This is a genomic window from Bartonella sp. HY038 (assembly GCF_014117425.1).
Taxonomy (GTDB): Bacteria; Pseudomonadota; Alphaproteobacteria; order Rhizobiales; family Rhizobiaceae; genus HY038.
On the sequence record NZ_CP059725.1, the window covers coordinates 2,791,290 to 2,817,500 of the forward strand.

The 26,211-nt window shown below is 42.3% G+C and carries 22 protein-coding genes, 1 tRNA gene, 2 rRNA genes and 1 riboswitch (1 of these 26 cut by a window edge); of the genes, 11 read left to right on the plus strand and 14 right to left on the minus strand.

What is annotated here, in order from left to right; all coding sequences use genetic code 11:
• Positions 1-2 precede the first annotated feature (2 nt).
• The 3 genes from rpsP to ffh form a co-directional block, all read right to left on the minus strand.
• Positions 3-389, minus strand: a complete 387-nt coding sequence (gene rpsP, locus H3299_RS12060; protein ID WP_182417905.1) for a 30S ribosomal protein S16 — start codon at positions 387-389, stop codon at positions 3-5.
• Between the two features lie 72 nt (positions 390-461).
• On the minus strand, positions 462-764 hold the full coding sequence (locus tag H3299_RS12065) for a chorismate mutase (RefSeq protein ID WP_182417906.1): 303 nt from the start codon (positions 762-764) through the stop codon (positions 462-464).
• A gap of 48 nt (positions 765-812) precedes the next feature.
• Positions 813-2,369 (minus strand): signal recognition particle protein, encoded by a 1,557-nt coding sequence (gene ffh, locus H3299_RS12070; protein WP_182417907.1) that lies wholly within the window; start codon positions 2,367-2,369, stop codon positions 813-815.
• Positions 2,370-2,831: 462 nt separating this feature from the next.
• Between ffh and H3299_RS12075 the strand changes: the two genes are divergently transcribed.
• Complete coding sequence (locus H3299_RS12075) at positions 2,832-3,665, plus strand: lytic transglycosylase domain-containing protein (RefSeq protein WP_182417908.1); 834 nt, start codon at positions 2,832-2,834, stop codon at positions 3,663-3,665.
• Between the two features lie 42 nt (positions 3,666-3,707).
• Here H3299_RS12075 and H3299_RS12080 read toward each other — a convergent pair whose 3' ends face one another.
• Positions 3,708-4,160 (minus strand): phage holin family protein, encoded by a 453-nt coding sequence (locus H3299_RS12080; protein ID WP_182417909.1) that lies wholly within the window; start codon positions 4,158-4,160, stop codon positions 3,708-3,710.
• A gap of 6 nt (positions 4,161-4,166) precedes the next feature.
• A complete protein-coding gene (locus H3299_RS12085) occupies positions 4,167-4,481 on the minus strand; it encodes a YqjD family protein (protein ID WP_182417910.1) in 315 nt (104 codons plus the stop codon).
• A 553-nt stretch (positions 4,482-5,034) separates the two neighbouring features.
• Here H3299_RS12085 and H3299_RS12090 point away from each other — a divergent pair.
• Positions 5,035-5,982: an ADP-ribosylglycohydrolase family protein gene (locus H3299_RS12090; RefSeq protein WP_182417911.1), complete on the plus strand. Its 948-nt coding sequence runs from the start codon at positions 5,035-5,037 to the stop codon at positions 5,980-5,982.
• A gap of 114 nt (positions 5,983-6,096) precedes the next feature.
• Positions 6,097-7,272, plus strand: coding sequence for a M20 aminoacylase family protein (locus H3299_RS12095; protein ID WP_182417912.1), 1,176 nt, complete (start codon positions 6,097-6,099; stop codon positions 7,270-7,272).
• A 168-nt stretch (positions 7,273-7,440) separates the two neighbouring features.
• Here H3299_RS12095 and H3299_RS12100 read toward each other — a convergent pair whose 3' ends face one another.
• A complete protein-coding gene (locus H3299_RS12100) occupies positions 7,441-8,535 on the minus strand; it encodes a 2'-deoxycytidine 5'-triphosphate deaminase (protein WP_182417913.1) in 1,095 nt (364 codons plus the stop codon).
• Between the two features lie 279 nt (positions 8,536-8,814).
• Positions 8,815-8,891, plus strand: a riboswitch (SAM riboswitch).
• A 196-nt stretch (positions 8,892-9,087) separates the two neighbouring features.
• Between H3299_RS12100 and H3299_RS12105 the strand changes: the two genes are divergently transcribed.
• Both H3299_RS12105 and H3299_RS12110 read left to right on the plus strand, forming a co-directional pair.
• Positions 9,088-10,281, plus strand: coding sequence for an O-succinylhomoserine sulfhydrylase (locus tag H3299_RS12105; protein WP_182417914.1), 1,194 nt, complete (start codon positions 9,088-9,090; stop codon positions 10,279-10,281).
• A 541-nt stretch (positions 10,282-10,822) separates the two neighbouring features.
• A complete protein-coding gene (locus H3299_RS12110; RefSeq protein WP_182417915.1) occupies positions 10,823-11,071 on the plus strand; it encodes a DUF2283 domain-containing protein in 249 nt (82 codons plus the stop codon).
• Between the two features lie 74 nt (positions 11,072-11,145).
• Here H3299_RS12110 and H3299_RS12115 read toward each other — a convergent pair whose 3' ends face one another.
• Positions 11,146-11,661, minus strand: coding sequence for a hypothetical protein (locus H3299_RS12115; protein WP_182417916.1), 516 nt, complete (start codon positions 11,659-11,661; stop codon positions 11,146-11,148).
• A 227-nt stretch (positions 11,662-11,888) separates the two neighbouring features.
• Here H3299_RS12115 and mutL point away from each other — a divergent pair, with 227 nt between their 5' ends.
• From mutL to H3299_RS12135, 4 genes are all read left to right on the plus strand, one after another.
• Positions 11,889-13,799: a DNA mismatch repair endonuclease MutL gene (gene mutL / locus H3299_RS12120; RefSeq protein ID WP_182419761.1), complete on the plus strand. Its 1,911-nt coding sequence runs from the start codon at positions 11,889-11,891 to the stop codon at positions 13,797-13,799.
• 67 nt (positions 13,800-13,866) lie between these two features.
• Positions 13,867-14,751, plus strand: coding sequence for a hypothetical protein (locus H3299_RS12125; protein ID WP_182417917.1), 885 nt, complete (start codon positions 13,867-13,869; stop codon positions 14,749-14,751).
• A 152-nt stretch (positions 14,752-14,903) separates the two neighbouring features.
• Positions 14,904-16,553, plus strand: a complete 1,650-nt coding sequence (ettA, locus tag H3299_RS12130; RefSeq protein WP_182417918.1) for an energy-dependent translational throttle protein EttA — start codon at positions 14,904-14,906, stop codon at positions 16,551-16,553.
• Between the two features lie 173 nt (positions 16,554-16,726).
• Entirely contained in the window at positions 16,727-17,233 is a 507-nt protein-coding gene (locus H3299_RS12135; protein WP_182417919.1) for a hypothetical protein, read from the plus strand.
• Position 17,234: 1 nt separating this feature from the next.
• On the opposite strand, the gene H3299_RS12140 is transcribed toward H3299_RS12135, so the two are convergent.
• The 4 genes from H3299_RS12140 to H3299_RS12155 all read right to left on the minus strand — a co-directional run bounded on the left by H3299_RS12140 (position 17,235) and on the right by H3299_RS12155 (position 22,025).
• Positions 17,235-18,512, minus strand: a complete 1,278-nt coding sequence (locus H3299_RS12140) for an FAD-binding oxidoreductase (RefSeq protein ID WP_182417920.1) — start codon at positions 18,510-18,512, stop codon at positions 17,235-17,237.
• A 9-nt stretch (positions 18,513-18,521) separates the two neighbouring features.
• A complete protein-coding gene (locus H3299_RS12145) occupies positions 18,522-19,946 on the minus strand; it encodes a glutamine synthetase family protein (RefSeq protein ID WP_182417921.1) in 1,425 nt (474 codons plus the stop codon).
• Between the two features lie 298 nt (positions 19,947-20,244).
• On the minus strand, positions 20,245-21,144 hold the full coding sequence (locus H3299_RS12150; RefSeq protein ID WP_182417922.1) for a hypothetical protein: 900 nt from the start codon (positions 21,142-21,144) through the stop codon (positions 20,245-20,247).
• Between the two features lie 41 nt (positions 21,145-21,185).
• Entirely contained in the window at positions 21,186-22,025 is an 840-nt protein-coding gene (locus H3299_RS12155) for a hypothetical protein (RefSeq protein WP_182417923.1), read from the minus strand.
• Between the two features lie 209 nt (positions 22,026-22,234).
• On the opposite strand from H3299_RS12155, the gene H3299_RS12160 reads away from it, so the two are divergent.
• Positions 22,235-22,393 (plus strand): hypothetical protein, encoded by a 159-nt coding sequence (locus tag H3299_RS12160; protein ID WP_182417924.1) that lies wholly within the window; start codon positions 22,235-22,237, stop codon positions 22,391-22,393.
• A 294-nt stretch (positions 22,394-22,687) separates the two neighbouring features.
• Positions 22,688-23,770, plus strand: a complete 1,083-nt coding sequence (locus tag H3299_RS12165) for an LA2681 family HEPN domain-containing protein (protein WP_182417925.1) — start codon at positions 22,688-22,690, stop codon at positions 23,768-23,770.
• A 249-nt stretch (positions 23,771-24,019) separates the two neighbouring features.
• On the opposite strand, the gene H3299_RS12170 is transcribed toward H3299_RS12165, so the two are convergent.
• From H3299_RS12170 to H3299_RS12180, 3 genes are all read right to left on the minus strand, one after another.
• Positions 24,020-24,096: transfer RNA gene (locus tag H3299_RS12170), tRNA-Met, on the minus strand.
• A 231-nt stretch (positions 24,097-24,327) separates the two neighbouring features.
• Positions 24,328-24,442, minus strand: a 5S ribosomal RNA gene (gene rrf / locus H3299_RS12175).
• A gap of 73 nt (positions 24,443-24,515) precedes the next feature.
• A 23S ribosomal RNA gene (locus H3299_RS12180) occupies positions 24,516-26,211 on the minus strand (it continues 1,117 nt past the right edge of the window).

A 26,211-nucleotide genomic window follows, 5' to 3' on the forward strand; every position in this document is an offset into this window, starting at 1 on the left:
AATTATTCAGCTGATGCAGCAGCTTCTGCGGCAGCAGCAGCTTTTGCAGCTGCATCTTCTTCAGCTTGTTTCGCCATTGCAATACGCTCAACAGCTTTTTTACCTGGCTCACCTTTTTTAGGATTGCTACGGGCATCACGCTTTGCAAGGCCAGCATCGTTCAAGAAGCGAAGAACGCGGTCTGTTGGCTGTGCGCCTTGTGAAATCCAATGTTGAATACGCTCTGTTACCAATTGAACGCGCTCACCATCCTTTGGAAGCATAGGATTCCATGCACCAACTTTTTCGATAAAACGGCCATCGCGTGGGCTACGAACATCAGCTACTACGATATGGTAGTAAGGACGCTTTTTTGAACCTGCACGGGCCAAACGAATTTTTAAAGACATTATATTCTCCTGTTATAGATCGCCGGTTGGCCGGCAGCTCGTAATTTTTTCCGACATAATCGAAAGTGTTGTTTAGCTGCCAATACGGGCAGCGGTATCTTCATGATGACGAATTACTTCACGCACGATGAAATTTAAAAACTTTTCCGCAAAATCTGGATCAAGCTGTGATTCTTCAGCCAATTTACGCAAACGTTCAATTTGTCTTTTTTCGCGGTTCGGGTCAGCAGCAGGTAAATTGCGCTCCGCCTTTAAAACCCCAACTGCTTTGGTGCACCGAAAACGCTCGGCAAGAATATGAATAAGCGCCGCATCAAAATTATCAATTGATGCTCTAAGACTTGCGAGTTCTGCCGGAATTTCATTCTCACTCATGGTCTTTGCCTTTCATTTTCTTATATTAAAACTTCACGTTAAAGCGGCTTATTTCTTTTTAGGCAAACCACCGCCAAGTCCTGGAAGACCGCCTGGTTTTGGTAAACCGCCAAGGCCGGGCAAACCACCGGCCTTACCACCCAAATTAGGTAAACCGCTATTTTTGCCAAGGCCGGCGGCTTCTGCCTGCTTTTGCAATGCTTCCAACTGCTTAGGGTCAAGCGAACCAAGATCAGGCATACCACCGCCAAGGCCAAGCTTGCTACCAAGCCCACCCATAAGGCGTTTCATCATGCCGCCACCGCCTTTACCGCCCATAGCTTTCATCATATCAGCCATACCACGATGCATTTTTAGCAACTTGTTGATATCAGCAGCAGATGTTCCCGAACCCTTGGCGATACGCTGTTTACGGCTATGCTTCAAAATATCGGGATTAGCGCGTTCTTGCTTGGTCATTGAAGAAATAATTGCCAATTGCCGATTAAAAATATTTTCATCAAAACCAGCGGCAGCCATTTGGTCTTTCATTTTGCCCATGCCAGGCATCATACCCATAATGCCGCCCATGCCGCCCATTTTTTTCATTTGACCAATTTGCTCAGCAAGATCATTAAGATCAAACTTACCAGCCTGCATTTTTTTGGCCATAGCAGCCGCACGCTCAGCATCAATATGCTCGGCAGCTTTTTCAACCAGCGATACAATATCGCCCATGCCCAAAATGCGGTCGGCAATACGCTTTGGATGAAACTCTTCCAAAGCATCCATTTTTTCGCCAGTAGCAATAGCTTTAATTGGCTTACCGGTTACAGCACGCATCGAAAGCGCCGCACCGCCGCGACCATCACCATCCATACGGGTAAGAACAATACCTGTAATACCAACACGCTCATCAAATGAGCGCGCAAGATTAACTGCATCTTGACCAGTTAAACTATCGGCAACCAGCAAAATTTCATGGGGTGCAGACTTGGCCTTGATTTCGGCCATTTCCACCATTAAAGGCTCATCAATATGTGTACGACCAGCTGTATCAAGAATCACAACATCATGCCCGCCAAGACGGGCAGCTTGGACTGCACGCGATGCAATATCAACTGGTGATTGGCCGTTAATAATAGGCAAGGTTGCAACACCAGTTTGCTCGCCCAATTGGCGCAATTGCTCTTGCGCGGCTGGACGACGTGTATCAAGCGAAGCCATCAACACTTTTTTGCCTTGCTTATCGGTAAGGCGTTTTGCAATTTTTGCTGATGTGGTGGTTTTACCTGAACCTTGCAAACCAACCATCATAATTACAACTGGTGAAGGCGCATTTAAATCAATACCAACGCCTTCAGATCCAAGCATATCCACGAGCTCGTCATGAACAATCTTGACCACCATCTGGCCAGGCTTGATTGATTTTAAAACCTCTGCGCCAACTGCTTTATTGCGAACACGGTCGGTAAAGGAGCGCACAACATCAAGGGCAACGTCAGCTTCAATCAAAGCACGGCGCACTTCGCGCAATGCGCTTGTCACATCTTGTTCTGAAAGAGCGCCACGCCCTGTCAGATTATCAAAAATGGAACTTAAACGCTCCTGCAATGATTCAAACATTAAATACCCTTTCTGGTTGGCCGCTTTATGCTTTATCCACTTAGCATGATAAAAGCTCTGTTTATAAAACTGGCTCCAGCGCTTCTTAACTATCCACAACCAGATGTATATTTGGGAAACACCCAATCCAAACCCACATGCTAATATTGTTAAACAACATTTCAAAGCAAATGGCACCCGAGGGCGCATCGCGCTGTCGGGTGTGGACCTCTGGCATCAATTTTTATAAATTGCACCAGTCGGTGGCTCCAAGTCATAACTTGTTGCAGATTTTGTTTGTTTGAATACGATATTTAGTCATTTGTCAAGGTTTTGCTGTCATTTTATTAGATTATGAACGGATTGACATGAGATTTTATGGATTTTTAGCAAAAGTAAGCAATATAAGCCAAAAGAATCGGCATTACTTACAAAATCCATAAGCTTTGTTTGATAGCTTTTAAAGTAAGGATTTATGAAGGAATGAGAAAATTGTTGCGCAACCGCTTTAGTCTGGCCAGCATTGCTGCCCTTGGTTTAACCCTTATCATCGGCTCTTCAGCTGCAATGGCGTCACCGAAATGCGGCAATACATCAGCCGGCTTTGCCAATTGGCTAAGTGAAACAACTAAAGACGTCAAAGCCAAAGGCTATGGCAGCAAGGCACTTAACGCTCTTGCCAATGTACGCTATGCACAAGCCACTATTAATGCTGACCGCAACCAACATTCTTTTAAACTAAGCCTTGAGCAATTTATGCAAAAACGCGGATCTAGCACCATTGTTGCCCGCGGCAAAACTTTGAAAAAGCAAAATGCGGCATTGTTTGATCGTATTGAAAAAAAATATGGCGTACCTGCAGGCCCATTATTAGCAATTTGGGGCATGGAAACAAGTTTTGGTAATTATATGGGTAAACAGCATACGCTTTCTGCTGTTTCAACCCTTGCTTATGATTGCCGCCGCTCGGATTTCTTCACCGACCAGCTTTATGCAGCATTAACCCTTGTCGATCGTGGTGACTTTGATCCAAAATCCGTCGGCGCTATGCATGGCGAAATCGGCCAAACACAGTTTCTACCCGTTAATGTCTTGAAATATGGTGTGGATGGTGATGGCAATGGCCATATTGATATGATCCGCTCACGTGCGGATGCCTTGGCATCAACCGCTAATTTCCTTAAAGGCCATGGCTGGAAAGCTGGCCTTGGCTACCAACAGGGAGAGCCAAATTTTAAGGCAATTGAAGGCTGGAATAAAGCATCGGTCTACCAACGCGCCATTGCCATTATGGGTAAACAAATCGACGGCAAATAAAATTCAAATTTTGGGGTAAATACGCTTGCAATAAGCCGAAAATTATTTCGGCTTATTGTCTTTTTCTCCAGATCTGTTTTTATAAAGCCACAGCGCGGCAAGCCCAATAAGCGGCAACCCAATCATTGCTACCTTCTTGTCACCAGCAATAGCTGCTGGAATAGCCGCAAGTGCAGAACTAAACAATAAAGCGTTACGCTCTTCTTCTGCCTGCTTTTCCAAAACTATTTTTTGCTTTTTTGCTATTGATTGGCCAATTAAAAAAACCAACAAAGCAATAATAGCAAATAAAACAAATAAAATGCCGGCAGCCCATAGCGGCGCGACAAAACAAGTCAAACCCAGATAGACAAAAACGCAAAGAAACACCAAAGCCAAAACAGCAAAAATGCTAGTTAGACTTAAGATAAGCACTTGCGTTTTTGTTCGCTTGACGGCTTGTTTAATACCACCAGAGGTAAGACCGCCAAGCAAGGAAGTCAAAAGGCCAAACATTAGCCCTTAACGCCTTAAAATCTGGCCAAGCACAAAACCAATACCAGCTGCAATAGCTAGACTAGCCATGGGTTTTTCACGCACACAGGCACACATAGAATCTTGAGTTTGTGATAATTTATCACGCGCTTCATGCAAAGCTTCATCGCCTTGAGCGCGAGCATTTTCATACATGGTTTGAGCACGATCTTTGGCTTCATTCAATTTTTTTGAGCCAAGGTCGGACAGCGTTGACGCAATAGCTGCAATATCTTTGCGCAAATCAGCAACCTGCTTTTCAAGATCAGCTTGCTCAGCAGTATTTTCGTTTTCTTTAGCCATTGGACTATCTCCTTGGATATAACTTTAACTTGGGCATATTTTTAATTGGTTATCAAGAATTAATGATATTAACTGCTCTTCAAAAAAGCTAATATTACTAATTTAATTAATTTTACATCAATCCGTCAAAAACAAAAGTCTTTAATAGAATATTCCTATAACAGTTTTGTTATCAAAAATACTTCTATCAAATGATAGATTATAATATTGATAGATCAACAACTATTGTTACTAAAAAAGCAACAACAGAGTTATAAATCCATAAAAAAAATATATCGCATCAGAGTAAAACAACATGCCTTACTTTGATGATTATTGTATCACAATAATAAATACTTTATTTATTATGATACAAGCTACCATACATATGGTGTTGAAAACGGTAAAAGCCAATAGCCAAACTTGCTTTTTTAATGATAGTTGGGATTTTTTTTAATGCCTATCCTTTATCTAATGTTTTTTGCCTTATTGCATAAATTCTTCGTTTGAGTAATCATAACAAATGCAAGTACCTTACCAACTATATATTATTTTATAAGATGAGGTGATACGCATGCCAACAAATATCAAAATCTCACAAGCCAGTAAGATTGCAGGCGGCCTTATCGGTCTCCTGGTTGGTGATGCCCTTGGCGTTCCCTATGAATTTCATCACAAGGACACATTACCAAAACTTGATAATATTGAGTTTGTTCCGCCTCAAGGTTTTAATCGCTCTCATAATAATGTGGCGCCAGGAACATGGTCTGATGATGGGGCGCAAGCTCTTTGTCTTTTGGCCTCGCTTTTACATTGCAACAAGCTAGATATGCAGGATTTTGCCACCCGCATGCTTAATTGGTATGAATATGGTTATATGGCGGTAGATCACCACGTTTTTGATGTTGGCAATGCCACCGCACGTGGGCTAAATGCCTTTAAAGATGGCACATCGCCACTTTTATCAGGTGGCCTTGATGAAGATAGCCATGGCAATGGCGCATTAATGCGCGTTTTGCCCCTTGCGTTATGGCATAGGGGGAGTGATCTTGCCTTAATTGAAGATGCGGGTCGGCAGGCTTGTGTTACTCATGCACAACCACGGTCACAATTATGCTGCGCTCTTTATTGCCTCACGGCTCGTGCCTTGCTGCGTGATAATAACGACCCATGGGGCTATGCAGTTGAAAAAGTTTACAACTACGCCAAAAATAACGAGCGTCTATTGGCGGAACTTGAATGCTCAATTAGACCAATGGAAAATATTGAACCGGAAGGTTCAGGCTATGTAGTTGATTCCTTACGCGCGGCACGCAAGGCTTTATCTTTTGACGATTACCAAAGCGCCGTGCGTTATGGGGTAAGTTTAGGTGATGACACCGATACTACTGCGGCTATTATGGGCGGCATTAGCGGCATAAAACTGGGCCTTGGCGATATACCTGTTCATTGGTTTGAAGATTTGCTTGGTAAATCTATCTATAAGCCACTATTAGACCAATTATTGCTGCAGGTCGCTTGATCGAAATTATTGTTCCTTTCAACTTGTTATTTAGCTTTTATCGTTTTAACACTTATAAAATTGAGCAAATCAATAGTATCTTTAAATATTGCAATCAAAGCAGGCAGGAAAACTATGTCCGAGCAAAAAAAGACCATCCAAAAACATATTGAATCCTTTCTTGGAGAAATGATTACTATTCGGCATGATCTGCATATGTATCCAGAACTAGGCTTTAATGAGCACCGCACATCAAGCAAAGTGGCAGAGCTTTTAGAGCAATGGGGCTTTGATGTTACCCGTAATATTGGGCAAACAGGCGTGGTTGCTAGCTTGAAAAATGGCATAAGTAACAAATCAATTGGTATTCGCGCCGATATGGACGCTTTGCCAATTGAAGAACAAAGCAATGTTGATTATGCTAGCAAAAATAGTGGGCTTATGCATGCCTGCGGTCATGATGGCCATACCACCATTTTGCTTACCGCCGCACGCTATTTAAGCGAAACACGTAATTTTGATGGTACAATCCATCTTATTTTCCAACCCGCAGAAGAAGGTTATGCTGGCGCGCAAGCCATGATTGAGGATGGCTTATTTGAAAAATTCCCTTGCGATGCAGTCTTTGGCTTGCATAATTGGCCAGGTTCCCCTGTTGGCCATATGACCTTTTTAAAAGGCCCGATGATGGCTTCTGTAGACACCGCCTATATCACCATTGAAGGGCGTGGTGGTCATGGCGCAATCCCTGAAAAAACCATAGATCCAATTGTAGCAGCGTCGTCCATTGTTATGGCTTTACAAACAATTGTTTCACGCAATGTTTCGCCGCTTAATTCCACCATTATTACGGTTGGTAAATTTGTCGGCGGCCATGTATCTAATGTTATTCCAGACAGTGTCGAGCTTGAATTGACGATACGTGCTTTTTCAGCAGAAGACCGCGCCTTACTCGCCGAGCGGATCTGCGCTTTGGTTGAAGCTCAGGCAAGCTCTTTTGGCGCACGTGCCAACATCAATTATGAATATGGTTACCCCGTTTTAATTAATGATGATCAACAAACCGAATTTGCTACCACTGTCGCTCAAAATCTTTGGGGCAATGATAAGGTGACAGCCAAGGGCAATCCCGTTACCCCTAGTGAAGATTTTGCTTTCATGCTGGAAAAGCGCCCCGGCACTTATATTTTCCTTGGTAATGGTGATAGTGCTGGCCTTCATAATCCCCATTATGTTTTTAATGACCGCCTATTAGAAATTGGCGCAACCTATTGGGGCGAATTGGTGGAAACCTATTTGAAAAAAGCCTAGATTTTGGCGCCTAAATCCACAAAAGGCATGGCTTCTCCCCATGCCTTTTTCATTTGGAACAATATGATCTGTAATGGTGACTTTTTGCCTATTCTTGCTAAACCCATTTTAGCTAAAAATTGCCTAAAGCGCTTCATTACTTAATTTTTCCACTCATTTTTAATAAAATCAAGCTACTTTAAAATGCTTGGATAGCTTTAATCTTTGGGCTTGATAATTGGATTTTAAATCACTGCCATAAAGGGCTTGTGGGCGCTCCAACATATGCTCATAAACAAGGCGACCAATAATTTGCCCATGCTCTAATATAAAGGGCACTTCATGGCTGCGTACTTCAAGCACCGCGCGGCTACCCGTACCACCTGCAGCACTATGCCCAAAGCCGGGATCAAAAAAGCCAGCATAATGCACACGAAACTCACCAACCAGTGGATCAAAAGGTGTCATTTCAGCAGCATATAGCGGTGGCACATGAACAGCTTCGCGCGAAACCAAAATATAAAATTCATTGGGATCAAGCACAAGATCACGGCTACCACGGTCATAAATTGGCTCCCAAAAATCAAGCACATTATGGGCATTCTTCTTATCAACATCAACAACGCCGGTATGGCGTTTGCCACGATAGCCAATAAGATGATTGGCATCACCACTTAAATCAATCGACAACGCAACGCCGCCGCCGCTAATATTGGGTATTTTATCCGAGATAAGCACTTCACTATCATGCAAATTTTGCAATTCTTTTTCGCTTAATAAAGGGTGGCCTTTGCGGAAACGAATTTGCGACAAACGCGAGCCAGTGCGCACCAAAATAGGAAAAGTGCGTGGGCTAATTTCTAAATAAAGTGGGCCTTGATAACCTGCAGGAACTTTGTCAAATTCTTGCGCATTGTCGGTAATAATGCGGGTAAAAATATCAAGACGACCTGTCGAGCTCTTAGGATTGGTCGAAGCTGAAATCTCAGCAGATAAAGCAAGGCTTTCAAGCAAAGGCACAATATAAACGCAGCCCGTTTCAAGCACAGCACCATCGCTCAAATCAAACTCATGCAAGGTGAACTTATCAAGCTTGTCTTTTACCTTGGTATTAGGCCCCGGCATAAATGAAGCGCGAACCCTAAAAGCACGTTTGCCAAGACGCAAATCTAAGCTTGCCGGTTGGATCTGATCATCATCAAGAGGCTTGGCTGTTAATAGGCCGCCATTGGCTAAAAGTGCTGCAAGGTCTTTATCAGCAAGAATTCCTGTTGCGCGTAGCATTCTTTTCCTATTTTATCCTCTTAATTAACTTTCAAACTTTGTAACTCAAAGCTAATTTTTATTTCCGTTCGTCTTATCCATCTGATTTAAAAATCAGATGCGCTCACTTTTTTATTCTTGTTCGTCTTATTCATCTAATTTAAAATCAGATGCGCTCACTTTTTATTCTCGTTCGCCTTCATCATCTGATTTAAAATCAGATGCGCTCACTATACAACAAAATATGATCTTTGAAACCTTTGCAGCAATTGACGTATCCTTGCAAGAGTTTTAAAGTCTTTTCCATTCCGTGGTGATTTGGCCGGCCGGCTTGCAGCCACGTTTCTTAAATGCTAAAAGGCCGTAGCTTTTAAAGCACTTTTGCGGTTTTTTGGTTGGTATTAATTTACAAAGCCATAAAAGTCTAGTCTTTCATAAGCTATTGTCTTTATTATTAGGTTTATTGACAGCTTATCATAAACTAGAAAATGCAAAACTAAAAATATACTCATTTTGTTTTGCAACATACTTTCCTCTGGCTTTGTTGACTGAATTGACAGACTGGAAGCATTGATGACACTTGATCCCACACGCAAATATCGCGCTGCAACTGAAATGGTTCATGGTGGCGTAACACGCACTCAATTTGGCGAAGTTTCCGAGGCCATTTTTCTGACCCAAGGCTTCACCTATGAAAGCGCCGAACTTGCCGAAAATCGCTTTAACGGTGAAGATCCAGGTTTTGTCTATTCGCGTTATGCCAATCCAACCAATGATATTTTTGAAAAGAAAATGTGCATCATGGAAGGCGCTGAAGATGCGCGTGCGGTTGCCTCAGGCATGGCCGCCGTTGCTAATGCCATCCTTTGCTATGTAAAAGCTGGCGATCATGTAGTGGCAAGCCGCGCCATGTTTGGTTCTTGCCATTATATTATTGATACAGTTTTGCGCCGGTTTGGTGTTGATGTTACCATTATTGATGGTGCAAAAATTGAAAATTGGGAAAAGGCGATTACACCAAAAACCAGCCTTATCTTTTTTGAAACGCCGGCCAATCCAACCTTGGAAATTGTCGATATTGAAGCTGTTTGTAAAATTGCCCATAATGTTGGAGCAGTTGTGGTGGTTGACAATGTTTTTGCAACGCCGCTTTATCAAAAGCCATTGGCGCTTGGTGCTGATGTGGTTGTTTACTCCACAACCAAGCATATTGACGGCCAAGGGCGATGTTTAGGCGGCGCTATCCTATCCAGCAAGGAATGGATTGCCGATAATTTACAAAATTATTTCCGCCATACGGGCCCCGGAATGAGCCCCTTTACTGCATGGGTCATGCTAAAAGGCTTAGAAACCATGCCGCTTCGGGTGAACCAAATGACAAAATCAGCAGGTGCAATTGCTGATCTTATTGCCGAGCATCCAGCTGTATCGAAGTGTTTTTATCCAGGACGCAAAGACCACCCACAAGCGGACATTATCGCTCGCCAAATGAGCGGCGGCTCAACCATGATTGCTTTTGAATTAAAGGGCGGCAAAAAGTCGGCTTTTGAGTTCTGCAATGCACTTACTATTCCGCTTATTTCGAATAATCTTGGCGACGTACGAAGCATTATTACCCATCCTGCAACAACTACCCACCAAAGCATTGGTGCAGAGGCACGTGCAGAACTTGGTGTGAGCGATGGTCTATTGCGCTTTTCTATTGGCCTTGAAGATACAGATGACTTATTGGAAGATGTTGCATCAGCTCTTGACAAAGCAAAATAATACAGAAAGACTTGTTTTTTCGACAATCTTGTGCTATAAACTATCAATATATCGTTGTTAGTCTTTACATATCTGTTCAATTGGCGACTGTTGAAGTTAACATTTAGAAGCAGATGTGTCTATTATATCCCTTTTAAGCGGGGGGAATTGGGGAAACAGTCAAAACGATTGTTTCCCTATCATTTAAGCAAGATATCAAATTTATTGCAGATTTTAGTGATAAATCGGGTCTAATATTACAACAATTATAACCGCATAAGTTAGGTTTTTGGCTTCCAGCTTTTTACTAGCAATTCCTAAAAGCGCGATACGCACTGCTTTGTAACAGTTTAAAGAACACTTCCCAGTTATATCGTCTAAACAACATCGCTCCCCATGCATTGATAAAGGCCGAATGTGCTTGCCACCAAAAATCGTCAGAACAAAATAAGTTCAAACTATTTTTCATCAAATAATAATTCAAAACACTATTTTAGGTGATTTAAGGTGTAATTTAGAATTAACTACGCCTCGTATCTCGATTTCATACAAAGGATGGCAAATGAAAAAGAAGAAGCATTACAAGAAAAAGTGTAAAAAATATAAAACTCGAATGGAGCGCTTAGGTAAAGAACACGATGTTGTGTATATCAAGCTAGATAAACACCATCAAAACGAGATGACTGGTTGCGTTAAACACAATTTAAACCTTAGCAAACTCCTTGAAAATACCTTACCAATCAAAGGGCCTGATATTTTATTTGATATTAACCAAGAAGGTTATGTTGTCGGTATTGAAATACTATATTAAAAAACAACCATTTATAATTCTTAGCAATTCATCATTTAAAACGCTGATATCATTGTTATTTATTAAAAAATCGCTTAATCAGAAAGGCCTAAAAAGCAAAATACCCATTTGTGTAATATGCCAATAAGAACGAGCGATAGTACCAAGCAGATGGAATAAATGGTAATAAAACTTGGCGTAAGGACTAGGCAGGGCATTGGGCTTCCTTCATTATAAACACAAATATCTCCCACTTTACCGGCTAGAAAAAGTGTTAAGCGCGTCAGTAATAAAACCATAATAATAATTGCAATTTCCGCTACAGCCAAGAATATAGCGTAACATAGTGCAGTAAAATTTCCTTTGAATAAATTAAATAATGCAACAATGCCAAAGATAATAATGGCAAGCACAAGAATTGGCATAGAATAAATAAAGATTTCGATAATTGCATCATCACCAACAACAAGACAGGGGAAACCATAGCCTTCAACAAAGATATCGCCGTTATAACAGTAATTTGCGTATCTATAGTTTGAATCCCATGTTCTTAAAAATGGTAAAAGCGAGCACATATAGGCTAGAATGGACAACGGCAATATAATTTTCATGGCATTTAAAGTCCCAACCTATATTAAAAAAACTGAGCATTATTCATTATAAATACCCTATACCTTACAAGTAGCAATAATTACCTGCTAGAGTTTGATGTGTTTTTTAATTTTTAGATTTGTGATGTTTCCCCATTTTTTAAACAGACTATTTTATTATTTATTTGTTATAGCGTTTCAATAGCTTTAACATTGGACATGTTTTTATTCTTATAGAGTTGATGCCCATGCCTATCCGCCGCCTTAGTGAAACTATGATCAACCAGATTGCCGCCGGCGAAGTTGTGGAGCGGCCGGCGAGTGTGGTCAAGGAACTGGTTGAAAATGCCATTGATGCTGGCGCAACCCGTATTGATATTGCAACGGCAGGCGGCGGAAAAAACCTTATTCGTATCACTGATAATGGTTGTGGCATCATGCCTGATCAACTTTTGCTTGCGGTTTCGCGCCATTGTACATCCAAAATGGGTGATGATATTCACGATATTCGCGCCCTTGGCTTTCGTGGTGAAGCGCTACCTTCGATTGCGTCAGTTTCACGATTACGGCTTTTATCGCGCCATATTGACCTTGATGAGGGTGCTGAAATTATTGTAACTGCCGGCAAGATTGAGGGACCGCGTCCTGCCGCAGTTACCAAAGGCACCGTTGTTGAAGTAAAAGACTTGTTTTTTGCAACACCAGCGCGACTTAAATTTTTAAAAACCGAGCGTGCTGAAAGCACTGCAATTAGCGATGTAGTAAAACGCATTGCCATTGCTTTCCCCCATATTCGTTTTACCCTATCGGGGCCAGATCGCAGTTTAAGCGAATATGCAGGATCAACCAAAGATCTTGATGGTTTAAGCGTTAGGCTTGGGCAAATATTGGGCAAGGAGTTTTCGCAAAACATGGTTGAGCTTAATGCTGAACGTGAGGGGGTTAAATTAAGCGGTTTTGTCGGTGTTCCATCCTTTAATCGTGGCAATGCGCTTCATCAATTTGTTTATGTTAATGGCCGCCCCATTAAGGATAAAACCCTATCAGGCGCAATTCGTGGTGCTTACAGTGACGCTATCGCCCCTGATCGTCATGGTGTTGTTGCACTTTTCATTACTATTGATCCACAAGATGTCGATGTTAATGTCCACCCTGCCAAAGCAGATGTGCGCTTTCGTGACCCAGGCCTTGTGCGTGGGCTTATTGTTGGCGGCATAAGATCTGCCTTGCAGCAATCTGGCATACAGCCAGCCACCACTGGTGCAAGCGCCATGTTAAGCGCATTTCGCACCGAGCAATCCACCAATGCGGCTATGACAAACCAAATGAGTGGCCAGCCTGCCCATTCTTCCTATCAAAACAAATATTATCAGGGGCAAAATAAAGGCGCAACTTACCGGCCGCAAAGTAAAGCTTGGACGCCGCAAAATGGTCAAGCTTTTCATCGACCGCTTGATGATAATCACGTTTCCATGCCAGCTAAGACTGATATTTTATTGCAAGAGCAATTGGGTGCATTTATGGAGCCAAGTGCGGATTTGCGCCCTAATCTTGTTGAACCAGCCATTGACCAATTAAATGCGCCGCTTGGTGCGCCGCGCGCACAAATCCACAAAAACTATATCGTTTCACAAACACAAGACAGCCTTATCATTGTTGATCAACATGCAGCGCATGAACGCCTCGTTTATGAAGCATTAAAAGAAGCACTTTATGATAAGCCATTACCGTCACAAATGTTGCTTATTCCTGAAATTGTTGATCTGCCGCAAGATGATGTTGACCGGTTAATGAATCATGCCAACACACTGCAAAAATTTGGTCTTGGCATTGAAGCCTTTGGTGAAGGTGCGCTTGCCGTACAGGAAACACCCGCCATGCTTGGTGAAATTGATGCACAAGCACTTATCCGAGATTTGGCTGATGAGGTAGCCGAGCATGATACGGCAGATGGTTTAAAATCCATGCTTGATTATGTTGCCGCAACCATGGCATGCCACGGCTCTGTGCGTTCTGGACGCATTTTAAAGGCCGAGGAAATGAACGCTTTATTGCGCCAAATGGAAGCAACACCGGGATCTGGTACATGTAATCACGGTCGTCCAACTTATATTGAATTAAAACTTCATGACATTGAGCGCTTATTTGGGCGGCGCTAATGATATATTTAATAGGCATTCCATTTCGACTAGTCCGAAAGAACAAGCAATATTCAAGGAATATGTCATGCCGCCAATTGATATGATTGAATATATTAAAAAATCGTTTTCATTTTTACAGGAAAATATCGACGAAGATAGTTTGTATAAATGTCAATTTGATGTTCGCAATTTTACTGTTGACGATTTTGAAGGTTACTTAATCGCTAAACGTCCGCGCGATCCATTTAGTCCGGACAATATAAATAGGTTGAAAAAACGGGCTAACTATAAATACGAAGTTGAATTACGGGCAAATTATAATGAGGTCGATTGGTTGATTGACTGCCATATTGTTGATCAACCTTTTCGCCAAGAGGGCGAATATTCCTATTTTAAATATGTTGATATACTATATTTACAATTTTTAAAACGACTAAAGACCATTCATCCAAGCCTGTCCGCTTGCCGATATTTTAGAGGGCTTGATGGAGCTATTTTTACATTTTTTGCGCTAAGGACTAAAGAAAGCCAATTGATAGCATCGGCTAATAATGAGTTTTTATATCCTGATTTTGATGAAGAGCTGTTTCTCAATGAGGTTAGACCGGTTATAAAATCTAAACTTGATGAATTAGATTATTCAAATATTGTTTCTTACCGCAATTTTAAATATTTGGCGTCACAGTTTGATGCAAAGCAGGTAGATGCTTTACTGGCAAAAAAGCTTTTCGGAAGGGCGTTTAATTACGACAATGAGGAATCTATTAATCAGATTTGCATCAATGATATTATAAAAACTGATAATCTATTAAAATGTGACATCGCTGCAAATCTTGCCTATGAAATGATTTTAAAAACATTCACCGACGATCATTTTGTTGAAGGCTATATTGTCAAATATTATAATGATGACTTCACCAAGATTTATATTTCGTTTTTAAGCAATTTAAATGATCTGGCTAACTCTTGATGTAAATATCGGTAATGTTGATTATTTTATACTGAAGTGATTGTTCAAATGGATGATTGACGCTATATAGAGTGCAACACAAAGTTTTTAAATAGATAACCTACCGACCATAAGTCTCGTGGGTTATTGCTTTATGGAGTAATAGCGGAGCTATGGCGCGCCAATTTATTTATCATATGGCCGGACTAAATAAGTCTTACGGCAATAAGAAGATCCTTGAAAATGTTCATCTTTCATTTTATCCCGACGCAAAAATTGGTATTTTAGGTCCCAATGGCGCCGGTAAATCAACCATTTTGCGCATTATGGCAGGTTATGACAAGGAATATAGCGGCGAAGCTTGGCTTGCTGAAGGTGCAACTTGTGGCTATTTATCGCAAGAACCTGAACTAGATCCTGCAAAAAATGTCCGTGAAAACGTCATGGTAGGCGTTGCCGACAAACAGGCTATTCTTGATCGCTATAATGAATTAATGATGAATTATTCCGATGAAACGGCTGATGAAGGTGCAAAGCTGCAAGATATTATTGACAGCCAAAATCTTTGGGACCTTGATTCGCAAGTTGAAATGGCGATGGAAGCTTTGCGCTGTCCACCAGCTGATGCCGATGTTACCAAATTATCAGGTGGTGAAAGACGTCGTGTCGCGCTTTGCCGCTTGCTGCTTTCTAAGCCTGATCTGCTATTGCTTGATGAACCAACCAACCACTTGGATGCTGAAACAACCGCATGGCTTGAAAAACACTTACGTGAATATGAAGGCTCAGTTTTGATCATTACCCATGATCGCTACTTCCTTGACAATGTTACCAATTGGATTTTGGAACTTGATCGCGGCAATAGTATTCCTTATGAGGGCAATTATACTGCTTATCTTGATGCAAAAGCCAAACGTATGGCACAAGAAGGTCGTGAAGAAGATGCACGCCTAAAAGCTCTTGCCCGTGAGCAAGCGTGGATGGCAGCTAGTCCAAAAGCCCGTCAATCCAAATCAAAGGCTCGTATTAAGGCCTATGATGAATTGGTTGAAGCTGCTGAAAAACGCCGCCCGGGCGACGCGCAAATCATTATCCCTGTTGGTGAACGCTTAGGGCAAGTGGTTATCGAGTTTGATGGCATTTCCAAAGGCTATGGCGAACGCTTACTGATTGATGACTTGACATTCAAGCTCCCTCCCGGCGGTATTGTTGGTGTTATCGGTGCCAATGGTGCGGGTAAAACTACATTATTCCGTATGATTACTGGTCAAGAAAAGCCTGATAAAGGATCTATTCGTATTGGCGATACTGTTGATCTTGGTTATGTTGATCAAAGCCGCGATACGCTTGATGGTAATAAAAATGTTTGGGAAGAAATTTCCGGCGGCAATGATATTATCAAGCTTGGCAAATTTGAAATGAATAGCCGCGCCTATTGCGGTGCTTTCAATTTCAAAGGCGGCGATCAACAGCAAAAAGTCGGTAACCTTTCGGGCGGTCAACGTAACCGCGTGCATTTGGCTAAAATGCTTAAAGCTGGTGGCAATGTATTGCTTCTCGATGAGCCAACCAACGATCTGGATACCGAAACTTTAGCAGCACTTGAAGATGCTTTGGAAAATTTCGCTGGCTGCGCCGTTATCATCAGCCATGATCGTATGTTCTTGGATCGCTTGGCAACTCATATTCTTGCCTTTGAAGGCGACAGCCATGTTGAATGGTTTGAGGGTAACTTTGCCGATTATGAAGCCGATAAGATCCGTCGTTTAGGACCTGAAAGCGTTAATCCGCGCCGCGTAACCTATAAGCCACTAACACGCTAAACTTATTAAGGCTTGTAAAAATTAAAACGCTGGTCAAAATTTGGCCAGCGTTTTTTTATGATATTTTCTAGGCAATCAAGTTAATGTTAGCACGAAATTGAAATGACTTCCTTCCATTTCAATTTAAAGCTCTAAATAAGATTTAAGAGAATATTTTTAAATTAGGGTGTCTTATGGCTAAGTGGATTGAAGTAAATGACAAAATGCAAACAGGCTATAAATATCAACTAGTTTGTGCGGCTGGTAAAGATTTTCATCCTGATTTTCAACCCCAATTGACCCCAGCAGAAATGCTAGAGCTTGGGGTAATGGGCGGAAAATATATGACCGATTGCAGGGATGAATTTCCCAAAAGCTGGTTTGAAAATGCCAAATTATCACCCGAAAAAAAGAACGCGAAACTTAATTACTTTGGCGTTATGGCAGGAAAACCACTATCCTATTGGCAACAGAAAGGTTGGATTTATGAAGATGATCCACGCGGTTGGTTTCAATGGTATTGTCGCTATTATCAAGGACGCCGATTAGAAAAAGAAGATGCACGACAGATTAAACGCTGGCGAATGATGAAACGCCACCAAACACAATTGCGTAACAATTGTGAAGAAGGCGATCCTTTTTGCCGTCCGCGCCAACGCCAAGCTTTGTTACAATGGGCCTATGATAGCCGTAAAATATAATTTATAACCTGTCTAGAAGTGCAAACCAGCTTAGGCCAAGGTAAAGCAAGGCGCTTCGTAAAGCACCACCTGGAAAGCCTGAAATTTTAAGCTCTCGCATAATATCAAGGCGATCTTTTTTGCCCAATATGGCTTGTGCATAAAGATAACCAAAATAATGCGACAGCATAACACCGTGCCCTGAATAGCCGCCACAAAAAGTAATACCGGGCTCCACTTCACGCACATAGGGCATGCGCTCAACGGTTATTGCAACCGTGCCGCCCCAAACGTGAGTTAGCTCAATATCCTTTAAATCTGGATAAATTTGGGTTAATTGCTTGCGCACTGATGCCGTCATATCACGCCCATCAGGGTTGCCATAGGCTTCACTACCGCCAAAAAGCAAGCGGTTATCAGGCGTTTTACGAAAATAGCGCACAACAAAGCGTGAATCATCTACCGCTTCAAAACCGGGTAAAATCGACGTATTATCGCTTAGTGGAACAGTTGAACCGATAAAACTACGAATTGGCAAAACATGCGCCTGTGCCTTATTATTAATTTTGCCACCATAACCATTAGTAGCAATTAAAACACGCTTAGCACTAATGGTTCCTTGCTCGGTTTTAATAATAATATTGATACCATTGCGCGTTACCGATAAAGCAGTTGTACGTTCATAAAGCGCAGCGCCATTATTATGGGCAGCATTAGCAGTGCCGATCACTAGCTTTAATGGGTGAATATGCCCTGTTCCCATATCTCGGATGCCACCATAATAATGGCTCGCCCCAAGACGCTCACTTGTTTCATTCTTCTCCATAAATTGCAGATGATTATAGCCATAGCGCGCCATATTATCGACATGGCTCTTATAATCATCAAGGTAACGAGGCTTATGAGCAACGGATAATTGACCGGGCAAATAATCTATTTCAAAATTGTGCTTACTGGCAAAATTATGGATATGGGGCTTGGCTTCCTCGGCCAAATCAAACAAGGCCTTGGCGCGTTCAAAACCATACTGCTTTTCAAGATCTTCGACCCAGCGGCGTTGGCCGGTGCCAAATTGCCCACCATTACGTCCTGATGCCCCCGCACCAAAGCGGCGCGCATCAATGACAATAGTCGACACATTATTTTCAGCTAAATGACATGCCGCCGAAAGACCGGTAAACCCGCCACCAATAATGGCAACATCACATTGATGGTCGCCTTGCAATATTGGATAGCGCGGACGATCATCCACGCTTTGCGCATACCATGAAATTCCCGGCGACATTGCATCTTGTTGCATAAATTAGCCTCACACATTCAGCAATAAATATTCCCGTTCCCAAGGGCTGATAACCTCCATAAAGGTTTCATATTCCTGTCTTTTGACCGCTGCATAGGTGGCAACAAATGTATGACCTAAAACATCGCGAAGCTCAGTATCTGCCTCAAAAAGACTAACCGCATCAATAAGGCCACGCGGCAATTCAATATCAGCAGCATTAACCGTTTCAGTTGTCGGCTCATCAGGTTGTAGCTTTTGTCGCAAACCAATAAGACCACAAGCAAGCGAAGCTGCAAGGGCAAGATAAGGATTGGCATCCGATGATGGTATACGATTTTCAACACGGCGCGCTTCAGGACCAGAACGTGGTACACGAAATGCGGTAGTACGATTATCATAGCCCCAACGCAAATTCACCGGTGCCGAAACATCGGGAATAAGCCGGCGATAGGAATTAACATAAGGTGCAAGCATCACCAAAGCACTTGCCATATGTTTTTGCATACCGCCAAGGAAGTGGAAAAAGGCTTCACTTTCGCTGCCATCAGGATTGGAAAAAATATTTTGTCCCGTTGCAATATCAACGATTGATTGATGAATATGCATTGCCGACCCCGGCTGACCTTGAATAGGTTTAGCCATAAAGGTTGCATACATATCATGTTTGAAAGCTGCTTCACGAATGGTGCGCTTGAACAAAAACACCTGATCGGCAAGCTCTATTGGATTGCCGTGGCGCAAATTAATCTCTAACTGGCCTGCACCTTCTTCGTGAATAAGCGTATCAATTTCCAAGCCCTGCGCTTCAGAAAAATGATAAATATCGTCAATCAACTCGTCGAACTCATTCACACCTGCAATGGAATAGCCCTGCCCGCCGCCTATCGGGCGACCCGAGCGGCCAACCGGCGGCGTTAGCGGATAATCCGGATCTGGATTGGTGCAAACAAGGTAAAACTCAATTTCTGGTGCAACAATCGGCTTTAAACCAAGCTCGGTGTAAGCATTAATGACGGAGCGTAAAACATTACGCGGTGTAAATTCGGCATAGCCGCCTTCTTGATAAACAAGATCGCAAATAACCTGCGCGGTTGGATCACTTTCCCAAGGCACAACCGATAAAGTAGATAAGTCGGGCACCAGTTTTAAATCGCCATCATTTTCAGGAAAGAAAAAGCCATTGCCATTTTCTGGGTAATCACCCGAAATGGTTGCCATAAAAACCGCCGATGGCAAAGCAAGCGATGTATCAGAATTGAATTTTTTGGTTGGCATCATCTTGCCGCGCGCAACCCCTGCTTGATCGGGAGTGATGCATTCAATATCCTCGATCTTGCGATAGGCAAGCCAATCTGCGGCTTGCTTATGGTTTTTTGCACCAGATAGCGCAGTAATATGCGGCTTTAAATTTTGTTCTTTTGAGCGTGACTTCTTTTTATCGGAAGCAGACATGGGGGCTTTGGCCTTAAAAATTTGAGTTATTCACCTTTTACCATATGTGCATAGGCTTGTCGAATTGGTCAAGGCTTGAAACAATAAATCATTTTTTATTTTTGCCCGTTCGAAATGAATTTATAAAGCAGATGTATGTTATAGCATCTCCAGTAAATTTTGAACCAATTTTTACATCCCTACAATGTGAAAAAATGAAGAAATTAGCGCAATTTACTGCTTCAATATAATAAACGTATTTTATGTGTAAAACCGTAAACATAGTAGCCCGATTTTTACATGAAATAAGATAAGCCTATCAATTGGAATGTTTTATTTCTGTATAATATTCAACAAGCTTTTGGTACATTTCAGCATAAGCATTACAGCGTTTGGTAACACTCTCATAACTACCTGATGGATCTCGAGCTTCGCACCCCAAAAAATAAGCACCATAGCTACAACCAGCTAATTGCTCATCTTCGCCCCAAGCAAATTCGCGAGTTGTGTAGGAATTACCTTCAATATGATGATAAAATTTGCGATAAGGAGGTTTTACAGCACCTTTCACATGCGCCATATTAACTTCAAACCATGCATATTGCGATGTTGGAAAACCTAAAACAAAAATCTCTTTTAGATTTTTCAATTTAATTAAGGACGCTAAAGGCAGGCCTTCCTTTTTAGGTGCAATTGATGTGATACGTAATACTTCCAAATTTTCCATCTCACCCAAAAAATCAAAATCAATTATTTTCTGGTTCCAGTCAAATGTTCCTTCAATCGACAGATATCGCAGTTTTTTTAGGTTCCCCAAAGGAGAAAAATCTTCAACATTGCGTAAATTTTCAATCGCCAATGATGTAAGATTAGTCAATCGGCCAATCGGTTCTAGACTAGTCGGCTTGGAAACATAAATAAGCTTTAACTCGGTTAAGTCCGTCTGCCTATCAAGACAGGCAAAACTATCAGGCCTCGCCTTGCATAGAACCATTCTTTTAACCTTTGGAAAATCTGGCAATGCTAAAAATTGCGCTTTATTACAAAAATAAAGCTGCAATTCTTCAAGCTGTTTGAATTCTCTCGCCCGCTGCCAATTAAGCGTATGAGAGGTTAGCGTTAAAACTTTTGTATCAATAGGCGCATCATTAAGATTATCATAGTGATAGCGAAAATGCGTGCCGTCATCAGCAATTAGTGACCAATATGGATTTTCCAAGACTTGCTCCTTATGCTTTATATTGGGGGACCATACCCATACTACTTATCAATGAGGAATAGGTCTTTTACCAACCCCCAATTGACGCCATGCCGGACGCGCCAATGACCGATAGGCCCTGTCGTCTCTACATTTTTATTGGGTCTGCGATCAAGCTCCGCAAAACTTGTCTCCTTGGCTAAAATACCCGGATAATCTGGTGTACTTAACACCCCTATCAAACCAAGTGCTTCAAGAAATGTTTCGCATCGGTATTTTTGAGACCGTTTAAGCACTCTAGTTTTATGTAAAGTATCTCTGGTTTTTGCATAAGTAAAATTTTCAGGCAGAGTTTCAATCCATTGCAAGAGATTTTTAAATTGGCTACGCGCTGCCTGTGAAGCTTGTGGCCAGTGTTGATTTTTTTCGGCAACTTGAAGCGTATAGAGCGCATCAGGGCGATGATTTTCGCCAAAACCAGATCCTTGAATATTGGCATAGTATTTATGAAAAGCTAATTCTTCGGGTAACAAACTATGACCGCAAATCCAACAGATTTGTTCTCGATCTTGCGGACGTAAAATATGTGCCTCATGGGGAACAAGTGTTTTTGTAATAGCCAAAGAGGGCAAGACAGCCTGCCATGCCAGAGAGACCTCACCATCAAAATTGGCGGCAATAAACGCACTTGCTGCAGCTTTAAGATCAAACCGGCTACCAATTTCAATCATCTGCGTTACAAACTCATCATGGGAAAATTGAAATGATTTCCCAAGGACAAGACCAGCAGAGCGCAGTTTATCTTGTTCCTGTTCTGTTAATTCAACTGGCAATTTAGAAAAATAGTCCTTTAAAACTTTATTCCCAAAAAGCTTCAATACATCATCACTCAAATTATCCATAGGCTTTCCCCTTTACCAATATCACCGCCCCAACCATTTTGACTTTGTATAGCTTGACTGAGTTATATTCGCTGCTTATCCTCCTCATACAAATCCAGTTTTGAAAAGTTAAATTAATAATGATTTATATAATATTATGGAGATAGTAATCATTGCAAAGTGCACACGCAATAGAATTAAATAAGCTCTGTGAACGTAGCATTGTTAAAATGACTGATGTCGAAGCATTTGAGCTTATTGGTAATTTAATCGATATGTCTTTTGACGCATCATTTAATCGTGGCGCCAAGCGGGCACTTTTTCTACTTGATGAATTATCAAAACGTGATCTCAAAGATGAAGACGAAATTATCGTCGAATATTATTGAGCCAATGCATGGAGTGCTTTATCACACAGTGAAAAAAAACACTTGTCTTGGGCTTGGGAATCAACTGAACGCCAAGAAGAGTTATTGGCTCTTTCGCGTGCATCGAACCATTGTTATTTTTCACAGATCGATAAAATACGGCAGTGTCAGATACTAACTAATCACGCGAATCTACTAAATTCAGTCGGCCGATTTATTGATGCTATTGCCTTATATGATAGAGCATTACAAATTATTCCCAATTTTGCCATGGCTCAGATCAACCGAGGGTATGCTCTCAAAACATATGCCGGCGTGATAAACGATGACTATGAACGTGCGGTTATAACCCTCCATGCCCATGATAGTTTTCTTGCTGTTAGCGCAAATAATGCAATTTTTGATGCTGATAATAAACATCTCATACAAAATGCATCAATGCAGTGGGTTCGAAGTCTTGCAAGTGCTGTTAATGTTAAGATAGTTCGCTCAATACAAAATCTTGACATTGGTCCCAAGAACCAAACAAATAAGGAGCTGGCATATCGCAATTGGTGTCTTGATAACCGCTTATTTCTTTCGCCAATAAATGATCTTGGACCTTATTGGGCCGCAGCTTATGACGACCTCGTAATTCCTACAATATCCGAAAAAACAAACGAGCGAACTGATGGGCATTTACCTCCCCCGATTTTCGGCTTTTTTAATCAGATAAAGCAAGAATATGTATCCGTGCGTTTCACGTTATTTGAGGGATTGAATAGCAATAAAATTCACTATTCTGATCATCATGACACACTTTCAGATACACTTGACTACCTGCTATATTCTTTAGCAAGTGAGCGAATACGCATGGCCTTTCGTATTGCATATTCCCTATTGGATAAAATTGCTTATTTGGTGAATCACTATTGGGCTTTAAATAAAAAACTCGGCAGAATAAGTTTTAAAAATATTTGGATGGTTGAAAATAAAAAGCATCTTTTACCCCAATTTGAAAATTCAGACAACTTGCCTTTGCGTGGGCTATTTTGGTTATCAAAAGAATTATTTGATGAAGATATTAAAGCAACCACATCAGCTGACGCCAGAGATTTGCACACTATTCGCAATGCACTTGAACATTCATATTTGCGTGTCATAGAAGGTTGGGCAAAGCCATTCATGTCACCAGAAACATATGATAGCGGCTTGGGTATTACCATTGGCAGCGACGAGCTTGAATCTAAAGCAATATGCATCATGCAAATAGCTCGTATGGCGATCTTATATGTGTCTTTTGCAATTGGTATTGAAGAAAAGAAAAGGAAAGAAAAGCATCCGGCTGAATTAAGTTTTGAAATGCCCTTATTCGACCTTAAAACAACCCGCAAAAAGCGCCCACCTACACCTTACTAAGATCGCCAAAATTGTCGAATAAGTCAGTAAATTAGAGGTCTATTAAGCAAAATTTGCCCCTGCGGCCTTTCGGGTTTGATGAACAATGAGAACGATGAGCTACACATCAACTAGGTAAAATAAAGTCTTCGCGCCAGTAATTCTCATGCCATATGTCTCAACACGGCCCAAGAAAGCGCAAATCCGCCTATGTGGCGGTTATCATGTATATTTTAACAATGTGTCTATTATTTTGCTGATGGGTTTTATTGGTTGCGGGGGCAGGATTTGAACCTACGACCTTCAGGTTATGAGCCTGACGAGCTACCGGGCTGCTCCACCCCGCGTCAAGGGTTTTGTTTACTTCTTCACGACCGGTATGTTGTGAAGGAGTATCTGATATTAAGGCACATTTTTAAAATAATGTCATGCTTTTAGGAAGCGTTATTATCTTGATTTTGTGTCTTTTTTCCAAGGAATGATTTAAGCTATAGGGCTTATATTGCTTGGGATTTATCAGCTAGACAAATTGATTTGTTTGATGGTGAAGAGAAAATATTCATACATGCATTTTGCAGACCTGGCAGCGACCTACTCTCCCGTGTCTTAAGACAAAGTACCATTGGCGCTGGAGCGTTTCACGGCCGAGTTCGGAATGGGATCGGGTGCAGCCGCTCCGCCATAACCACCAGGTCGGCGAAAGGCATGAACGAATTGAAGCTGGATTATTTTCTGCTTTTTTATTAACTGGATATAGGTAATGGGAACGATCAAGCCGATTGAACGATTAGTATCAGTAAGCTTCATGTGTTACCACACTTCCACACCTGACCTATCAACGTGGTCGTCTTCCACGGTTCTCATGGGAATACTCGTTTTTAGGTGGGTTTCCCGCTTAGATGCCTTCAGCGGTTATCCCTTCCGTATATAGCTACCCTGCTATGCGGCTGGCGCCACAACAGGTCCACCAGAGATACGTCCATCCCGGTCCTCTCGTACTAGGGACAGATCCTATCAATATTCCTACACCCACGGCAGATAGGGACCGAACTGTCTCACGACGTTCTGAACCCAACTCACGTACCGCTTTAAATGGCGAACAGCCATACCCTTGGGACCTGCTCCAGCCCCAGGATGCGATGAGTCGACATCGAGGTGCCAAACAACCCCGTCGATATGGACTCTTGGGGGTCATCAGCCTGTTATCCCCGGCGTACCTTTTATCCGTTGAGCGATGGCCCTTCCACACGGGACCACCGGATCACTATGACCGTCTTTCGACTCTGCTCGACTTGTCAGTCTTACAGTCAGGCAGGCTTATGCCATTGCACTCAGCGAACGATTTCCGACCGTTCTGAGCCCACCATCGCGCGCCTCCGTTACTCTTTAGGAGGCGACCGCCCCAGTCAAACTACCCACCATACACGGTCCTGGTTCCGGATAACGGAACGCAGTTAGACATCCATGTAGATAAGGGTGGTATTTCAAGGAAGACTCCACAATGGCTGGCGCCACTGCTTCAAAGTCTACCACCTATCCTACACATGTCGACACGAATGCCAGTGTAAAGCTATAGTAAAGGTGCACGGGGTCTTTCCGTCTAACCGCAGGAACCCCGCATCTTCACGGGGAATTCAATTTCACTGAGTCTATGTTGGAGACAGCGGGGAAGTCGTTACGCCATTCGTGCAGGTCGGAACTTACCCGACAAGGAATTTCGCTACCTTAGGACCGTTATAGTTACGGCCGCCGTTTACTGGGGCTTCAATTCAATGCTTGCACATCTCCTCTTAACCTTCCAGCACCGGGCAGGCGTCAGACCCTATACGTCGTCTTGCGACTTCGCAGAGCCCTGTGTTTTTGGTAAACAGTCGCTACCCCCTGGTCTGTGCCACCCCCTAACGGTTGCCCGCTAAAGGGTCACGCTTCTTCCGAAGTTACGCGTGCAATTTGCCGAGTTCCTTCAACATAGTTCTCTCAAGCGCCTTGGTATTCTCTACCGGTCCACCTGTGTCGGTTTCGGGTACGGTCTATAATGTGGGAGCTATTTCCTGGAACTGCTTCACTGCATCATCAATCCAATAAGATGATACAATTTACGCAATCCGTCACTTCCCACAGGCCCACGAATATTAACGTGGTTCCCATCGACTACGCCTTTCGGCCTCGTCTTAGGGGCCGGCTCACCCTGCTCAGATTAACTTTAAGCAGGAACCCTTGGACTTTCGGCGAGGGAGTCTCTCACTCCCTTTATCGTTACTCATGTCAGCATTCTCACTTCCAATACCTCCAGGATCCCTCACGGGTATCCCTTCACAGGCTTATGGAACGCTCCGCTACCACTTACACTTACGTGTAAATCCACATCTTCGGTGTATGGCTTTAGCCCCGTTACATTTTCGGCGCAAAGACCCTTATTTAGACCAGTGAGCTGTTACGCTTTCTTTAAATGATGGCTGCTT

What these genes read in the sequence shown, in the direction of transcription:
- ffh (WP_182417907.1), bottom strand. Translation starts at nt 2,369, where the DNA reads ATGTTTGAATCATTGCAGGAGCGTTTAAGTTCCATTTTTGATAATCTG.
- H3299_RS12065 (WP_182417906.1), bottom strand. Translation starts at nt 764, where the DNA reads ATGAGTGAGAATGAAATTCCGGCAGAACTCGCAAGTCTTAGAGCATCA.
- H3299_RS12085 (WP_182417910.1), bottom strand. Translation starts at nt 4,481, where the DNA reads ATGGCTAAAGAAAACGAAAATACTGCTGAGCAAGCTGATCTTGAAAAG.
- ettA (WP_182417918.1), top strand. Translation starts at nt 14,904, where the DNA reads ATGGCGCGCCAATTTATTTATCATATGGCCGGACTAAATAAGTCTTAC.
- H3299_RS12145 (WP_182417921.1), bottom strand. Translation starts at nt 19,946, where the DNA reads ATGTCTGCTTCCGATAAAAAGAAGTCACGCTCAAAAGAACAAAATTTA.
- rpsP (WP_182417905.1), bottom strand. Translation starts at nt 389, where the DNA reads ATGTCTTTAAAAATTCGTTTGGCCCGTGCAGGTTCAAAAAAGCGTCCT.
- H3299_RS12105 (WP_182417914.1), top strand. Translation starts at nt 9,088, where the DNA reads ATGACACTTGATCCCACACGCAAATATCGCGCTGCAACTGAAATGGTT.
- H3299_RS12135 (WP_182417919.1), top strand. Translation starts at nt 16,727, where the DNA reads ATGGCTAAGTGGATTGAAGTAAATGACAAAATGCAAACAGGCTATAAA.
- H3299_RS12080 (WP_182417909.1), bottom strand. Translation starts at nt 4,160, where the DNA reads ATGTTTGGCCTTTTGACTTCCTTGCTTGGCGGTCTTACCTCTGGTGGT.
- H3299_RS12090 (WP_182417911.1), top strand. Translation starts at nt 5,035, where the DNA reads ATGCCAACAAATATCAAAATCTCACAAGCCAGTAAGATTGCAGGCGGC.
- H3299_RS12095 (WP_182417912.1), top strand. Translation starts at nt 6,097, where the DNA reads ATGTCCGAGCAAAAAAAGACCATCCAAAAACATATTGAATCCTTTCTT.
- H3299_RS12140 (WP_182417920.1), bottom strand. Translation starts at nt 18,512, where the DNA reads ATGCAACAAGATGCAATGTCGCCGGGAATTTCATGGTATGCGCAAAGC.
- H3299_RS12125 (WP_182417917.1), top strand. Translation starts at nt 13,867, where the DNA reads ATGCCGCCAATTGATATGATTGAATATATTAAAAAATCGTTTTCATTT.
- H3299_RS12155 (WP_182417923.1), bottom strand. Translation starts at nt 22,025, where the DNA reads ATGGATAATTTGAGTGATGATGTATTGAAGCTTTTTGGGAATAAAGTT.
- H3299_RS12110 (WP_182417915.1), top strand. Translation starts at nt 10,823, where the DNA reads ATGAAAAAGAAGAAGCATTACAAGAAAAAGTGTAAAAAATATAAAACT.
- mutL (WP_182419761.1), top strand. Translation starts at nt 11,889, where the DNA reads ATGCCTATCCGCCGCCTTAGTGAAACTATGATCAACCAGATTGCCGCC.
- H3299_RS12100 (WP_182417913.1), bottom strand. Translation starts at nt 8,535, where the DNA reads ATGCTACGCGCAACAGGAATTCTTGCTGATAAAGACCTTGCAGCACTT.
- H3299_RS12115 (WP_182417916.1), bottom strand. Translation starts at nt 11,661, where the DNA reads ATGAAAATTATATTGCCGTTGTCCATTCTAGCCTATATGTGCTCGCTT.
- H3299_RS12075 (WP_182417908.1), top strand. Translation starts at nt 2,832, where the DNA reads ATGAGAAAATTGTTGCGCAACCGCTTTAGTCTGGCCAGCATTGCTGCC.
- H3299_RS12160 (WP_182417924.1), top strand. Translation starts at nt 22,235, where the DNA reads ATGACTGATGTCGAAGCATTTGAGCTTATTGGTAATTTAATCGATATG.